Annotated in this window: 15 protein-coding genes and 1 pseudogene; all 16 read right to left on the bottom strand. The window is 58.8% G+C overall.

Features of this window, described 5'->3' with window-relative positions:
* The coding region (locus HY011_23610; GenBank protein ID MBI3425928.1) for an aldehyde dehydrogenase family protein at nucleotides 1-821 on the bottom strand (821 nt) is incomplete at its 3' end.
* Nucleotides 822-823: 2 nt separating this feature from the next.
* Nucleotides 824-1144 carry a hypothetical protein gene (locus HY011_23615; GenBank protein MBI3425929.1) on the bottom strand — a complete coding sequence of 107 codons (321 nt, stop codon included), beginning with the start codon at nucleotides 1142-1144 and terminating at the stop codon, nucleotides 824-826.
* Entirely contained in the window at nucleotides 1125-1325 is a 201-nt protein-coding gene (locus HY011_23620) for a hypothetical protein (GenBank protein MBI3425930.1), read from the bottom strand. Before HY011_23620 ends, HY011_23615 begins: the two co-directional genes overlap by 20 nt.
* A gap of 147 nt (nucleotides 1326-1472) precedes the next feature.
* Nucleotides 1473-2621: a Gfo/Idh/MocA family oxidoreductase gene (locus HY011_23625; GenBank protein MBI3425931.1), complete on the bottom strand. Its 1149-nt coding sequence runs from the start codon at nucleotides 2619-2621 to the stop codon at nucleotides 1473-1475.
* Nucleotides 2622-2812: 191 nt separating this feature from the next.
* A complete protein-coding gene (locus HY011_23630; protein MBI3425932.1) occupies nucleotides 2813-3673 on the bottom strand; it encodes a xanthine dehydrogenase family protein subunit M in 861 nt (286 codons plus the stop codon).
* A 39-nt stretch (nucleotides 3674-3712) separates the two neighbouring features.
* Nucleotides 3713-4270: a (2Fe-2S)-binding protein gene (locus tag HY011_23635; GenBank protein ID MBI3425933.1), complete on the bottom strand. Its 558-nt coding sequence runs from the start codon at nucleotides 4268-4270 to the stop codon at nucleotides 3713-3715.
* A 5-nt stretch (nucleotides 4271-4275) separates the two neighbouring features.
* The gene (locus tag HY011_23640) at nucleotides 4276-5010 is read right to left on the bottom strand and encodes a Uma2 family endonuclease (GenBank protein MBI3425934.1); all 735 of its coding nucleotides are present in this window, start codon (nucleotides 5008-5010) and stop codon (nucleotides 4276-4278) included.
* Between the two features lie 54 nt (nucleotides 5011-5064).
* Nucleotides 5065-7290, bottom strand: coding sequence for a xanthine dehydrogenase family protein (locus HY011_23645; protein ID MBI3425935.1), 2226 nt, complete (start codon nucleotides 7288-7290; stop codon nucleotides 5065-5067).
* Between the two features lie 5 nt (nucleotides 7291-7295).
* Complete coding sequence (locus HY011_23650) at nucleotides 7296-7514, bottom strand: hypothetical protein (protein MBI3425936.1); 219 nt, start codon at nucleotides 7512-7514, stop codon at nucleotides 7296-7298.
* Between the two features lie 45 nt (nucleotides 7515-7559).
* On the bottom strand, nucleotides 7560-8552 hold the full coding sequence (locus HY011_23655; protein MBI3425937.1) for a TIGR03842 family LLM class F420-dependent oxidoreductase: 993 nt from the start codon (nucleotides 8550-8552) through the stop codon (nucleotides 7560-7562).
* 176 nt (nucleotides 8553-8728) lie between these two features.
* A complete protein-coding gene (locus HY011_23660; protein MBI3425938.1) occupies nucleotides 8729-11686 on the bottom strand; it encodes a CHAT domain-containing protein in 2958 nt (985 codons plus the stop codon).
* A 186-nt stretch (nucleotides 11687-11872) separates the two neighbouring features.
* Nucleotides 11873-12450: pseudogene (locus HY011_23665) on the bottom strand (PIN domain-containing protein).
* A gap of 49 nt (nucleotides 12451-12499) precedes the next feature.
* Entirely contained in the window at nucleotides 12500-12796 is a 297-nt protein-coding gene (locus tag HY011_23670) for a hypothetical protein (GenBank protein ID MBI3425939.1), read from the bottom strand.
* 163 nt (nucleotides 12797-12959) lie between these two features.
* Entirely contained in the window at nucleotides 12960-13298 is a 339-nt protein-coding gene (locus HY011_23675) for a toxin-antitoxin system HicB family antitoxin (GenBank protein MBI3425940.1), read from the bottom strand.
* A gap of 32 nt (nucleotides 13299-13330) precedes the next feature.
* Nucleotides 13331-13744 carry a PIN domain-containing protein gene (locus tag HY011_23680; protein ID MBI3425941.1) on the bottom strand — a complete coding sequence of 138 codons (414 nt, stop codon included), beginning with the start codon at nucleotides 13742-13744 and terminating at the stop codon, nucleotides 13331-13333.
* Nucleotides 13745-13771: 27 nt separating this feature from the next.
* Nucleotides 13772-15367 carry a D-aminoacylase gene (locus HY011_23685; protein MBI3425942.1) on the bottom strand — a complete coding sequence of 532 codons (1596 nt, stop codon included), beginning with the start codon at nucleotides 15365-15367 and terminating at the stop codon, nucleotides 13772-13774.
* Nucleotides 15368-15414 lie beyond the last annotated feature (47 nt).

Below are 15414 nucleotides of genomic sequence, written 5' to 3' on the forward strand. Positions count from 1 at the left end.
AACGAAGCGCCGATGATCTGGTTCGTCGTCGCGTCCATATCGGCATCGGGCAAGACCAGCATGAAGTTTTTCGCGCCGCCCGCCGCCTGCACGCGTTTGCCGTGTGCGGTGCCGGTTTCATAAATATATTTCGCCACCGCCGTCGAACCGACAAAGCTGATCGCCGCGACATCGGGATGTTTGAGCAGCGCATCCACCGTCTCACTGCCGCCATTCACGACGTTGAACACGCCCTTGGGCAAACCCGCCTCGGTCAGCAATTCCGCCAGCCGCAACGGCGTCAACGGCACCTTCGGCGAAGGCTTCAGGATGAACGTATTCCCGCAGGCGATGGCAATCGGGAACATCCACAACGGCACCATCGCCGGGAAATTGAACGGCGTAATGCCTACGCACACGCCAACGGGATGGCGTTCAACGCGCCCATCAATCCCGCGCGCCACGTTATCCAGCGCCTGCCCCATCAAGATCGAAGGTGCCCCGCAGGCCAACTCCACCATCTCGATGCCGCGCCGGATGTCGCCCTTCGCCTCGTCGTGCGTCTTGCCGTGTTCGCGCGTCACCAGCCGCGCCAATTCATCGAAATGCTCTTCCAGCAAACTGACAAAGCGGAACATCACGCGCGCGCGCTCGACCGCTGGCGTATCGGCCCACGCCGGAAACGCCGCCTTGGCCGCCTGCACGGCGTCGTCCACGGCCTGCGCGTCGTCGGGCACGTGCGCAATCACTTCGCCGCGCGAAGGGTTGTAGACAGGCGTGAATTGCGCTGTCGCAGTGGCAGCCAGTGCGCCGCCGATGTAGTTCTGACAAATGGTGCTCATCGTTACTCCTCGTTCTCTTTGTCGCGCTCATTGGCAGGCGGCAACCGCAGCCCGGCCTTGAGCAACTTGTTTTCGATGCGTAGTTGAAATTTCTCGCGCTGATCGGCTTCGTGTTGTTTGGCGTAGTGCAATTCATCGCGCAACCGCTGCACTTCAAAGGCTAACCGTTCAATGGTGTTTTCGTTGCGCCGTAGTTGCTCACCCATTGTCCGGGTCAATTCCCGGACTTCACCTTGCAATTCTTTGACCGTATGCTGTGTGCGTTGCTGCGCTTCGGTCAGGGTGAAAATTTGCCGGATATACTCAAAAACTGAGTTCGACATAAGGACGCTCCTTCAGCCGCGCCAAAAGCTCGCGGGTTTCGGCCTGCATGGCTTCCGTCTCCGCCTGGTCACGGGCGATCTGCTCGTTGGCCTTACGGATGGCAACCAGCATACGCTCCATCTCCGCATCCATCGCTACAGCTTCTTCCAGCGTAAATCCAAGTTCGGAACTTTCGTTCATCTGTATACCTCCTAGCGTCGCAGATCATACTGCCACGCTAGGCTTGTTGAGAAACTCTTCCAATAAATTCCCTGTCGCCTGCATGCGAAACGCCGCCGTCGGACGCACCTCATCAATCGGATAAGTTTGACAACTTGCCCTGCCGATTTAATCGAGCGAAACCCAACGCTCTTCCTTCGCACTCTTCAAAATCGCCTCGCCGAGCAGCAATTCATAATGCCCATCAGCAAAGGTCGGAAAGACCGACGGAGCCTGCAAATCGCCGCCTCGCAGCACGCGATAAAATTCGCTGTAAAGCTGTTTGAACGTGTCGGGGAACCCTTCGTTGTGGCCGCCCGGATAGCTGGCGAATTGGCGCGCTGCGGGCACGAGCAGCGAGGGGTCTTTCAGCAACAATTCATTCGCGCGCTCACGATGCCCGATCCACAATTCGTTCGGGCGCTCGCTGTCCCAGGCCAACGAAGACTTGGCGCAATCCATCTCGTAAAACAAACGATTCTTGCGGCCCGCGCTGACTTGCGAGACGGTCAACACGCCGCGCGCGCCGTTGGCAAAGCGCAACATCACCGTCGCGTAATCTTCGGTGTTGATCGGCTGTTCGATGTAGTCATCCGGTGTCAGCAGCTTGCCGCCGAAGGTCTCCAGCGCCTGCTTGGGTTTCTTGCGCGTTTTGAGGAAGGTCGCAAAGTCGGCGCACACCGCCGTAATTTTCTGCCCCGTGATGAACGTCATCAGGTCGAGCCAGTGCGAACCGATGTCGCCCACTGCGCGCATATCGCCGCCCAAGCCCGGCTCCAAACGCCAGTTCCAATCGGTGTCATACAACAGCCAGTCTTGCAGGTAAGAACCTTGCACGATGTAAACATCGCCAAGCTGCCCACTTTGCACGACCGCGCGCGCCTGCTGCGCCAACGGATAAAAGCGCAGATTGAAATTCACCGCCGCCAGCAGATTGTTCTCTTTCGCCAGCGCCACCAGTTCGCCGGATTCTTTCGTATTCAGCGCCAACGGCTTTTCGCATATAACGTGCTTGCCCGCGCTCAACACGGCTTTGGCGTGCGGATAATGTAGATGATTCGGCGAAGTGATATGCACGACGTCAATCGCCGGATCGGCCAGCATCTCTTCCAACGCGCCGTATGCTTTGCCAATGTGCAATGCCGCAGCGCGTTCTTCGGCGCGCTCCATCGGCACATCTACCAGCGCGACGACTTCCATACCGAGACGCCGCAGCGCCTCAACGTGAACGGGACCAATAAAACCGGTGCCCACTATCCCAACACTGATTTTTTTCATCTTTATTCCTTTCGTCATTGGACTGTCGTCAGCTTTTGTGAGCAGCAACGAAAGCCAATGCTTTGAGCCTTCGTGAGTAAAACGAAACAAACTTCGACGCCTTGCGGGGCAATTCATCAAAGCGGATCAGAGCCAAATTGTGATTGCTGATGAGTGGAAAAGAATACTGCAAATCTGCGGTGCTGCCACGCCTAGCGCAACTGCGACAAAAAATCTTGTAGCAAGTTGCTCGCGACTTGCGCGCGATACCCCGCCGTCGAACGAATGTCGTCAATCGGTTTCAACTCAGTAACCAGCGCCGCGCAGGCATCCTCGATTGCCGCCGCATCTAAAGCCCGCCCGCGCAAGGCCGCCTCCGTTTGCGCCGCACGCACTGGCACCGGTGCGACGCTGCCATACGCCAGCCGGATGTCTTTGAGGGTGTCCGCATCCAGCAAGGCCATTCCGGCAAAGCAGACTTTCGAGATCGCCTGCGCCTTGCGCGTGCCGACTTTGCGCGAATGTTGCCGCCAACCCGCTGTCGCGCGCGGCAAGCGAATCGCGCGGATCAACTCATCCGGGCGCAGCACCGTCGTTTTGTAGCCGGTGTGAAAGTCCCGATACGCCACCCAACGCGCGCCTTGCGTGGAAACCAATTCCAGATCAGCTTCATACACCAGCAACGCGGGCAGCGAATCGGCGGCGGGCGAGGCGTTGGCGATGTTGCCGCCCAGCGTCCCGCGATTCTGAATCGCAATGCTGCCGGTCAGGCTGGCGGCTTCGCCCAGCAGCGGGAATTCGGCTTGCAGTACGGCCTGCGTTTGCACTTGCGTATAGGTCGTCAACGCGCCCAGCGTGATGTATTCATCAGTCACGTTGATGCCGCGCAATTCGGGCAAGTGCCACAGGCTGATGAAACGTTGGTGCGCCAGCTTGCCCGCTTCGAGCAAGACCATCAAGTCGGTGCCGCCGGCGAAGGGCTGCCAGACGGTGGGTGCTTCAGCCAATAAAGACAGGGCTTCGGCCAGCGTGGCCGGGGCTTTCAATTCATAATCGGGAAGATATGCACGCATAACACGATGTACAGCGGACTGACAGTCCGCTGATGGCACTCAATTCAAACCCAAACCGGAATGCTGACAGTCTCGGCCAATGTCTGCGGCGTCAAGACTGCCAGCGGACTGACAGTCCGCTGTACGGCTTTGCTGACACGCCCGCACCACCGACTCAAAAATCTTCATATACCCCGTACACCGGCACAGATTCCCCGCCAGCCCATTGCGCATCTCATCCAGCGTCGGTTGCGGATGTTCCGCCAGCAACGCGACCGCCGCCAGCACCATCCCTGGCGTGCAGATGCCGCATTGCGCGCCGCCGCATTCAATAAAAGCCTGCTGGACGGCGTGCAACTGTTCGCCGTCAGCGACACCTTCAATCGTCGTGATGTTCGCATGCGCCACTTGCGCGACGGGCACCAGACAACTGTTGACCAACGCGCCATCGAGCAAGACCGAGCACGCGCCGCATTCGCCTTCGCCGCAACCTTCTTTGGTGCCGGTCAGGCGCAATTCTGCGCGCAATACGTCGAGCAGCCGCGCCATTGGATAAACCCGCGCGGAATGCGCCGCGCCATTGACCGTAAAATTGATGGTGATTTTTTCGGCGGGCATGGCGCTTAAGTCAGAGTAGCGGGATCAATGCCAAGCTCGCGCAACTTGGCGGCAAGGCGTTCGTTTTCCTGTATGACCTGCGCCGCGCGTTCGTGTTCGCGTTCGGCGAATGCGGCAGCCTGGCGCGCTTGCGCTTCGGCCTGGCGCGCGCGGGCCTCCTGTTCGACGGGCGAGAGGAATTTTCGCCCGTCAGGGCGGTACAAACTCAAGGCTCCATCGGCTTCGAGTTTGAGCGTGACGCCCAGCAAGCGGCTGCGCCACGCGCCGACAAAGGCGAGCGGTTTCAATGCGCCGCCTTCGCACAACCAGATGCGCAGCTTGCCCGTGTCGGGATCGTATTCGTAATACTCCTCGACACCGTATTGCTGGTAAAACTCGCGCTTCTCTTCCATTTTCAGCCACGAATTGCTGGGCGAGATGATCTCGAAGACGACTTGCGGCGCAATGCCGTCTTCTTCCCATTGGCGGTAAGAAAGACGATGTCCTTTGGGGCGGCCAAAAACCACCATCGTGTCGGGCGCATACACGATGTCGGTGCGCCCCTGTACCGGATACCAAAACAAATCGGCGGCGACGAAGACCTTCGGGTCAGCAGCAAACAGCGCATCCAATTCGCCCTGAATGGTCACGATGTATTGATATTGTTTTGTATTTTCGGCCATCGGCTCTCCATCGGTGTCGGGATAGACGATGGCGCCTTCGTTGACGGTCAGCGTAATGAGTTTGGCGGGTTGAGCCATCGGTAATTACTCCTTGTGAAAGCTAAGCGGTGACGCGGCGATCATAACATTTCTTCAACGCGGCAACAGCGGCAGCAGCATTTCCGGCAACAACGGAATGCGTGTGCAACTAACGCCCGTCGCGTCTTCAATCGCATTCAGGACCGCCGGCGCGGGGCCATCCATCGGCAATTCGCCGATGCCTTTCGCGCCTGCCGGGCCGTAGGCGTATGGCCGCTCTTCAAAATACACGCGAATCGGCGGCAGATCAGCCGACGTGGGCATGATGTAATTCGTCATCTGATTATTGACCATCCGGCCTTCGCGCCAGACGACATTTTCATAGAGCGCGTAACCGATGGCCTGCGCCACGCCGCCTTCGATCTGCCCGGCGGCCAGCACGGGGTGAATGACTTTGCCGACTTCCTGAAGCGCGACGAAATCGTCAACGCGCGCTTCATACGTCACCAGATCAACGGTGACTTCGGCAACGTAAACAGCCCAGGCATAAGTGCCATAGGCGTCGCCCTGATATTTCTCGTCGTCCCACACCACGCCCGGCGGCGGGTCGTAGCGGCTAAACGTTTTCAGCGCGCCGTAACCTTCGATGTAGGCGCGACAGGCGGCGGCGAATTCAGCGGACGTATACGCCTCATCCAACAAACCGCTGTTGCGCAGCGTTTGTTTCAAACCGAGCGCGGCGGATTCGACCAATTTGCCGACGACCATCGTCGTGCGCGAAGCGACGGTCGGGCCGCTGTTGGGCACGTTCGCCGTGTCGGGTTGCGCGAGTTCGATCAGCGCGTAATCAATGCCCAACGTATCGGCGACGATTTGCGAGAAGACCGTGTTCGTGCCTTGCCCAATCTCAGTGCTCGCGGCCAGCACGCGCACGTGGCCGTCGGCCGTGGCTTCTACGCCGACGACCGACGAGAGATAGACCTCGCCCGAACCGGTGAAGCCCGCGCCGTGCATAAACGTGGCAAAGCCGATGCCTTTCTTTTCGGTTTTGTTGGCGGCGTTGTGCGCGGCAAAGCGCTCGCGTTTGGCGTGGTATTCGCTCAGTTCGAGCGCGCGGCTGAGCAAGCCATCCAAATCAATCTTTTCGCGGATGACTTGTCCGGTCGCGGTCGTCTCGCCTTGCTGCAAAAAGTTGAGGCGGCGGAATTCTGCGGGCGTCAGGCCCACGGCGCGCGCGACTTTGTCCATCTGGCGTTCGAGCGCAAAGATGCTCTGCGGCGCGCCAAAACCGCGAAAGGCCCCGTGCGGCGGATGATTCGTCGCCACGGCGCGCGCGTGGATGCGCACGTTCGGACAATGGTAAGGCCCGGCGGCGTGAATCGTCCCGCGCGACAACACGACGGAAGACAGCGTGGCATACGCGCCGCCATCAATCACGAAATCAATTTCCAGGGCCAGCAGCTTGCCGTCTTTCGTCACCGCCGTGCGCTGGCGCGTGCGTGACGGATGCCGCTTGGTCGTCGCAGCCATGTCTTCGGCGCGATCATAAACGAGCTTGACTGGCTTGCCCGACTTCCACGCCAACAACGCCGCGTGCCCGGCGATCAACGAGGGGTATTCTTCCTTGCCGCCGAAGCCGCCGCCGGTGACGGTCTGAATCACGCGAATCTTTTCGGGCGGCAGATTGCTGAACAGCTTGAGCATCGCCTTGTGGACGTAATACGGGCATTGCATCGAACCCCAGACCGTCACGCCTTCTTGCGCATTCGCCACGGCGATCATCCCGTTGGTTTCAATGTAAAGCTGTTCCTGCGCGCCGGTCTCGTATGCGCCCTCGACGATCAGATCGGCCTGCGCCCACGCGGCGTCCACGTCGCCCTTGTCCATCAAATAGCTTTTCAGGACATTGTCCGTGCCCCAGATGATTTCGGTTTGGTTGAGCGAATCTTCAATGGTGAAGATGGCGGGCAGCGGCTCGATGTCGAAGGTCACCGCGCGACGGGCTTCTTCCAGCAAATACTTGTCGGGATGCGCGAGCAGCAAGATCGGCTCTTCGGGATGATTGATTTGCTCGGCGGCGAGGTAAGGCTGATCGTCCAAAATCAATGCAACAACATTGGTGCCGGGAATGTCCGCCGCAGTGACGATGGTGAATTCAGTCCACGGGATGTGCTTGGCAAAATTGATCTGGTGAATACGCCCGCGCGCCACGGGCGAGCGCACGGTCGCGCCGTAGAGCATGCCGGGCAATTGAATATCGTCAACGTATTGCGCGCGGCCCGTGACTTTGTCGTGGCCCTCTTTGCGTTGGACAGGTTGACCGATGATTGGTGTTTGCATACGGGTTAAGATGTGCGCTTCCCAAAGTTCGCATAGCCTGCATTCAACATCGTTTCCAACTGGTTGAGCTTCACGCCATTTTCAGCTTGCAACCGATCAATTTCCGCATGCACTTTTTCGCTGTGTGCGTTTGATTCATCAAGCACTTGATTCAATTGATCGAGGACAACGCATAGCAGCGCAGCTTCCGCTTGCGTAATTTCCAATTTGATCGTCTCTTCCATACTGCTCGCCTTCGAATAAGCTTTAGCACACGGTGAAATCTTCGTTCATTCACACGCCGGGATCACGTCGCGGCCATACACGTCAACCGTCTGTTCTTCATCTCCGCACATCAGGTAGATATTGAATTGTGTCACGCCGGCGTCTTTCAATTCATTCAGCCGCCGCACTTGCTCCGCCACCGGCCCGACCAGGCAAAAACGATCCACGACTTCATCCGTCACGAACTCGGCATTGCTGCTGCCGACCTCGGCGTGATGCAGATAGTTGTAGCCCTGCCGGTCGCGGATGAAGCCCGTCAATTCAGGCGGCAACTCTTCGGGTTTGTATTTCGACACCAGATCAACGACGTGGTTCGACACCAGCGCCGGGAACCAGCGCACACGCTCGCGCGCCACAGCCAAATCATCCGACACCCACACCGGCGCCGCCGCCATCACTTTGATCTTTGAAAAATCACGGCCCGCTTCCTCAGCGCCCTCGCGCACGAACTGCAAACACCATTTGATCAGGTGCGGGTCGGCGAATTGCAGGATCACCCCGTCGCCAATCTTGCCCGCGCAACGCAACGCTTTTGGCCCGTAGCCCGCCACCCAAATCGGCGGCACGCCCGCATCGGCCCAAGCCATCTGAATCTCTTTCTCTTCGTAAACCAGCGCCTTGCCCGCACACAGATCGCGCACCGTTTGCACACACTCTTCCAGCACCGCCAGTGTCGTAGGCCGCTTGCCCATCACGCGCCGCGACGAATCGCCGCGCCCGATGCCGATGTCCATGCGTCCGCCCGAAATGCGATTCAACGTAGCGAACAAGCTCGCCGTCACTGTCCAATCACGCACCGCCGGATTGGTCACGCACGGACCGATGCGCATGCGTTCGGTGTTCGCCGCCATCAACGTCATCAGCGGAAACGGCTCCTGCCACAGCACGTGCGAATCGAACATCCAGCCGTAAGCAAAGCCCGCCGCTTCCGCTTGCCGCGACAAGCTGACGATGCGTGGCGGCGGCATATCGGGTTTGAAAGTAATCGCAAATTCCATCGTTGTTACCTCATTTGACTGTGTATTCACGCGCCCAGATCGAGCGCGTTTTGCCTGTCGGAGTGACCGGCGTGAGTGTAACACAACTGTCTTTTTGTACCCGCGCATCCGCAAGGACTAACGCCAAGCGCCACCGGCAGCGGTTTGCGTGGCGCTCCGCCAAATCTGGTTCAAAATCAATCCCGCTTCCCCTGTAAATTTGCCCACTCGCCCGATTGAATAAAGCTCGCCCAGTAGTACGGATGCTCGCGGTCTGGGCGCTTGAGCAGCCGCAGTTGCACTTCGCGCAAGGCGGCGCTGCGTCCCCCGCCTTTTTGCAGCGCCTGGTAATACTCGATCATCAGGTCGCGCGTGCCTTTATCCGAGACCGGCCACAAGCTCATCACCTGCGTCTCAGAGCCTGCCAGCACCAGCGCGCGCCGCAACCCATAAACGCCCTCGCCCGTTTTCACCTCGCCGACGCCGGTGTCGCAAGCCGACAGCACGACCAGCTTCGTTCCCCACAAATTCAGCCCGGCAGCCTCTTGCGCCGTTAAAATGCCGTCGTCGTCATCGTTGCCCTTGTGCAAGTTCGCCCCTGCCAACGCCAGCCCCGACCGCAGCAACGGATTTTCAATGCGCCCGGCCATTGGTTCCGCGCCGCCCAATTGCATCAACTTCAGCCCCCGTCCTTCATTGGCTGGTGGTGATTGATTTTCGAGAAAGAAGCCGTGCGTGGCGATGTGCAAAATGCGCGGGTGGTTCAGGCGTTTGAGCGCGGCTTCGGTCGCCTGCGCCTGCACCAGCACTGTCGCATCGCCCACGATAGCCTTGAGCGCCTGTGCTTCCTCCGCCGTGCCGGGCAGCGGCGGGAAGTAGTAACCCGCCAGCACCGCCCCTTCGCCCGTGGCGGCCTTCGTGCCGGGGCGATACGTCAATTTCAAGAGGCGTTCCTGCGCCTTGCCGTCTTTAGCCTCTTCGCCGAAGTCGGGGTTGGCGACGACCATTGCCGCTTGCCCGTTTTCCTGTTTGCTCTCCTGGTTGACCTGCAACCGCAGCAAGTCGCGCCCGCTGGTCAGGTAGCTGAACTCGTAGCTTTCCACCAGATAGCGATTCGCCTCATCCACCAGCGCGGCGAAGGGCACGAGGTTGAGCGCGCCATCGGGCGAGAGCAGCACGCGCCGCGTTTTGCCGAGCAGCGGACGCAGCGGCTGCATCACCAACCGGTCAACTTCGCGCGCCAACGGCTTCACGTCTTGACGAGTCTTATCACGCAAAGCCTGCCGCAGCTTTGCGACCGCTTCATCAATCACGCCCACTTCGCCCAAATCCACCCACGACGGCTCGCCCTGATTGCCGAGCGCGTAAGCCACATAGCGGCGTGCTCCGGCCTTGAGTGTTTTGGCATCAAGCGGAAGAAAGGAGGCAAATTCAATCAACATTGCACTCAGGGGAATGGCCTTCTGCACAGCCGCAAATGTGATGGGTTGAAGCTGTGTGCCAAACTCAGCGTTGCGGGCGCTGATCTCTATTTCGAGTTTTTCAACGCGTTCGCGGAGTTGACCAAGATCGGCTTTGTATTGCGCCACATCCTTATCGCCTAGCCCGCCGAGCGTAGTCTGCGAAAGTCGCGTGAGGGCTTCAGTATATTGATCGAGCAGCGCACGATCCTGCGGCGTGGCGCGGTTACGCAGTTGTGCGAGCGTGTCGCTCATCGCATCAAGTGCGCGCCCTTTGCGCGAGAAGAGCACAGCCATTGCCATCCGGCTTGCGGCTGCATCTTTTGGTGCGGATGCTGTGTGGAGCGACAGAGTGAAATCAAGCTCGTTTGCCGATTGATTGAGATAAAGCAGCTTTTGGCGTTCGGAGCCGGTGGTGAGATTGCGCGTCAGGTCGCGTTCTATTATTTCGTGAACGCGCATGATGTAGGAGACTGCTTTCGCGTAGATGCCTTTGCTTCTGTACAACACTGCTAGATCGCTCAACTCAGCAAGCGGGTCCCCATTAAGTTTCTCGCTGATCGCCAGCGCTCGCTGAAGCAATTGCTCGGCCTTCGCGTAGTCGCCTTTGCTTCGGTATAACTCTCCAAGATTGCCCAGTGTAGTGGTGACAGCAGGATGGTCAACGCCGAACGTTTTTTCATATATTGCCAGCGCACGCTGATAGAGCGACTCAACCTTCGTGTAGTCGTCTCTGCTGTCGTATAACGCTGCCAAATTGTTCAGCGACTCGGCGACAGCGGGATGCTCAACGCCAAGTGCCTCCTCCCTAATTACGAGTGCCTGCTGAAGCAGCGGCTCGGCCTTCGCGTAGTCCCCTTTGCTCCTATACAACCCCGCCAGATTGTTCAGCGACTCCGCGACGTAGGGATGTTTTGCGCCGAGCGCCTTTTTATAAATCGCCAGTGCCCGCTGATGGAGCGGCTCAGCCTTCGAGTAATCACCTTTTGTCTCGTACAACACCGCCAGATTGTTCAGAGCCTTGGCGACCTCGGGGTTCTCCGCACCAAACCATTTCTCAAATATCGGCAGCGCTCGTTGATAAAGTGGTTCGGCCTTCGTGTAGTCGCCTTTTCTATAGTACAACGTCGCCAAATTATTCAGCGGTGCAGCGACAGCGAGATTCATTGCGCCTAGCGCCTTCTCCGTAATAGCTAGTACCCGTTGATAGAACGGCTCGGCTTTCGCATAGTAACCGTTGCTCTCGTAAAACTCCGCCAAGTTGTTTAGTGAAGCAGCGACAGCGGGATGCTCTGGGCCGAGCGCCTTTTCGCGGATCGCCAGCGCGCGTTGGTAGCTCTGCTCAGCTTTAGTATTGTCGTGTGTGCTGGCGTAGAGCATGGCGAGGTTGTTAAGCGCGCTGGCGACGTAAGGATGCTCTGCACCGAACGCCTTCTCAAAAATCGCCAACGCACGTTTAGCCAGAGGAAGCGCTTGATCGTATTTGCCCGCCTGGTCCAATCTGTCAATCTCTTCCGTCAATCTAGTAGTTTCCTGCAAAGCGCGCTCCGCTTCCTTTTCCTTTGATTGCGCGAAGACGTTGCCGCCGGAGTGGATGAGCGCGAGCAGCAGCGTGGCGAAGACGCCGCAGCGCAGGGCGAGTTTCAGGCTGGCGCGGGACGGCAACCAGGGCGATAGGTTTGTCAAAGTCATCATTCCTCCTATTGGCAAACAGCAAGCTGTGATTGTTGAGACGGCGCAAAGGGTGACATCCCCAAGCTCTTACTGCGCACAGACTCCTTGCAGCCGAATTCCCACCGCCCAGCCGTTTACCTACGCTTCAGCGCCGCCTCACGTCGAAAGGGCTTCCGCTGCTCAAGCGACGGCGGCGGCAAGGGCTGCTCAACCGCCTGCTGATTTGAAGCAGATTTGACTGAGTGCCCCGACCGTCCTGCGCAATCCCTGCTTGGACAAAGTTGCCAGATACTGGGCCGGAGTCTTGGGCGGATTCTGCAACGCCTGTTGATGCGTCTCGACCGTTGCGCGAACGACCAGCGGGTTGAGGGCGATCAGGCGCAAGACAAACTCATCCGGGTGTTGCGCTTCAATTCCGCAAGGTTGCAGCACACGCGCCGGAAAGTCCCGCAGGTTGTAAGTGACGATCACCTGCGCCTGTGCCGCGAGGGCGGCGGCCAACACATGGCGATCATCCGGGTCAGGCAGCGTCAGGCGCTCAATCCGCTCTTCGTAACCAGTCACCAGACAATCGCGCACGGCGGCATTCATCAATTGCCGTGTCCGCTCCAATTGGGCGGCGGAAAGGTCGGGGCGATTTGCCAGCACGTTGCGGATCCATTCATCGTGAATGGCGTCCGTCCACCGCGCCCGAAACAAGCCCGTGCGCGCCGGGCGGACAAGCAGGTCACGCAAGGGCGGGGATAAAGCAGACAGGCATCATAAATGGCGCTCAGTTCGGGCACGACTACTCATACCCTATGTTCAACTCCTGCGCCTGCGCCGTCAGTTCATTCAGAATGGCGGCGGCTTCTTCATCGCTGCGTTTTTATAGGCGAGCAAGTCAGCGAGTTTGATAACCGGTTGGCCGATTACAACGGTGCCCGGCAACTCAGCGCCAGCGAGCAGGCTTTCGACAAAGCTGACCGAGACGTTTAGCACTTCCGCCGCTTGTGTCAGCGAGAGTTCCGGTTCAGCGGGAAACGCGCCAGGCGCGCTACGGTCATTGAGCAGTTGTTTCAGCAATTGCCGTTCGGAAAGGGGCAGTTGCGTAACTTGCTGCAAAATACTTTCGAGGGAAACTCCAATCATGGTTTTTGACCTCCCAAAGATTCTTCCTCAGTCAACGAATTCAAGGGGTCTTGCTTACCTCACCGGCGCGCCGCAGCCCCCAGCAACACCTGCCCAGGCCGCGCCTGCGGTCAGCTTGCCGTCATCCAGCACGACCAAGTCATTGCCGATTTCGCACAAAGCACTAACCGGTGTGTTTCGCTTTGCGTGCCTCAATCAATGCGCGCATTTTTGCAGCCGTCTCGACGCTAAGTTCCGGTTCAGGGGCGACGCGCTCGCGTTCGGCCAGCACGCGATCTATTTCATCATCGGAAGCGGTTCCCAGACGATCAAGCAAGGCGAGGAAATCGGCGCGTTGTTGCAAGCGTTCCGTGTCTGAAGTCGCGCGTACACGATAATTCGACATGGCATACGCAAACATGGCATTCAACAGGTACTGGCTCAGGGAAAGCCCTTCGGTTTGCGCCAGCCCTTGCAATTGCCGGTAAAGCGTATCAGGCAAGGTCAACGTCACGGTATTCATGGCAATTCTCTCCGCAGGTAAAAACGTTGCGATTAGTTCGGGTCGGTCAGCGCCATAACAAATTCCACGGGCGACATTACGCGCAAGCCCAGCGTCTTCTGCGCTTGCGCTAAATCTCGTATGTTTGCAGTCACAACAGTCGCGTCCGCGTTCATCGCGCAATCAATCAGATGATCGTCGCCCGGATCAGGCGAACTCGGACGCCACGAGAAATAGATTGTCACAAACTCGGCTTGTCCCAACAAGCTGCGCAAAACAGGTTGTATTTGTGTCCAGCGTCGGGCCGAAAGTTTACGCCCCAGCACGTCTTCGTATTCATAAGCGAGCGCATTGGTGACGCAGGCTTCGATCAGTCCCGCGCGCCAAGCGTCTACGATCAAGCCGCAAACGCTGCCCTGTTTCGTCAAGCCTTCAAAAATCACATTGGTGTCTATCACTGCCCGCATGGGTTTCCCAACAGAATGTTTTCAGTTTCACCGCCGCGCCGCCGCCCCCAACAACACCTGCCCGGGCCGCGCTTCCGTCATTTTACCGCCATCCAGCACAACCGCGCCGTTGACGATCACGTAGCTGAAGCCTTCGGCATACTGATGCGGCTCGGCAAAGGTCGCCTTGTCACGCACACGTTCCGCATCGAACACGACCACGTCCGCCTTCATACCAGGACGCAACAAGCCGCGATCAGTGAAGCCCATACGCCCGGCAGGCAGCGAACTCATTTTGCGCACGGCATCTTCCAGCGTCAGCACACGCTTTTCGCGCACATATACATTCAGCACGCGGGCGAAGGTGCCGTAGCTGCGCGGATGGGGCACGCCGCGTTTGGGAATCTCGACGCCGCCGTCCGAAGCGATCATTGTCAGCGGGTCTTTGAGGATGCGCACGAGGTCGTCTTCGTTGATGGCGTGAAAGATAGCCGACGCGCCGCCACGGGCGACAAGTTCGAGCGTCGTTTCCGCCGCGTCTTCAAACGACGTGGAACGCCCACGCGCTTTGGTGATCTCCGCCAGATTCTTGCCCTCTAAACTTTGATCCCAAGTGCAGCGCGCGATGTATACGTTTTTGGGATCGCCGCCGCCGCGATCAAACTTGATGTTCTCGATGATGGCGGCTTTGATCTTGGCGCGCGTGGCCGGGTCTTCCAGGCGTTTGACCAGTTCGCGCAGGCCGCCTTCCTGCGCCCATTGCGGCAGCAGCGCGACGAGGCCGGTGCTCGACGCGGTATATGGGTATTGGTCAATCGTTACGTCTACGCCACGCGCGCGGGCTTCGGCAACGAGGTGCAAGGTGTCAACGCTGCGGCCCCAGTTGTCTTTGCCAATGATCTTGTGATGCGTGACCTGCGTTGGCAGTCCGCCTTGTTCGCCAATGGCGATGGTCTCGGCAACGCTTTTGAGCACGCCCGCCGCTTCGTCGCGCATGTGCGAGGTGTGAATGCCGCCCATGCGGCCCGCGACTTTGGCGAGTTCGATGACCTCTTCGGTCGGCGTGTAATTGCCGGGCACGTAAAACAAGCCAGTGCTCAACCCCAGCGCGCCTTGTTCCATCGCCTCTTTGACCAGGGCTTTCATCTTTTCGATTTCGTCCGGCGTGGCGGGGCGATTGACCAGGCCGATGACCTTTTCACGGATGGAGCCTTGGCCGACCAGCGCGCCCATGTTGATCGCGATGCGCGCTTGCACAAGTTGGTCAAAGAAGGGTTTGAGCGGCAGCGGCGAACTGCCATCCGGCCCTTCAATCGCGGTGGTCACGCCCTGGCGGATGTAGTTTTCGGCCTTCGTCTCTTCAAAAATCTGCCGCCGCGCGTGCGAGTGCGTGTCAATGAAACCGGGCGCGATGATTTGGCCATTGGCTTCGATCACGCGGCGCGCGGTGGCACCCTCGAGCTTGCCGACGGCGGCGATGGTGTCGCCGCGCAAGGCTACGTCGCCGCGAAACCAACTGTTGCCCGCGCCGTCTACGATGCGTCCGTTGCGGATGAGCAGGTCGTAAGGCTGCGTTTGCGCCGTGTGCAAGGCGGGCGCGAGCAAGAAAAGAAAGCTCAGCAAGAGAGAAAGCGTTATTTTCATTGGTGTTCTCGGTCGGGAAAGGCACGCCTCTGGGAACGCAGACATCC

The organism is Acidobacteriota bacterium, assembly GCA_016196035.1.
GTDB lineage: Bacteria > Acidobacteriota > Blastocatellia > RBC074 > RBC074 > JACPYM01.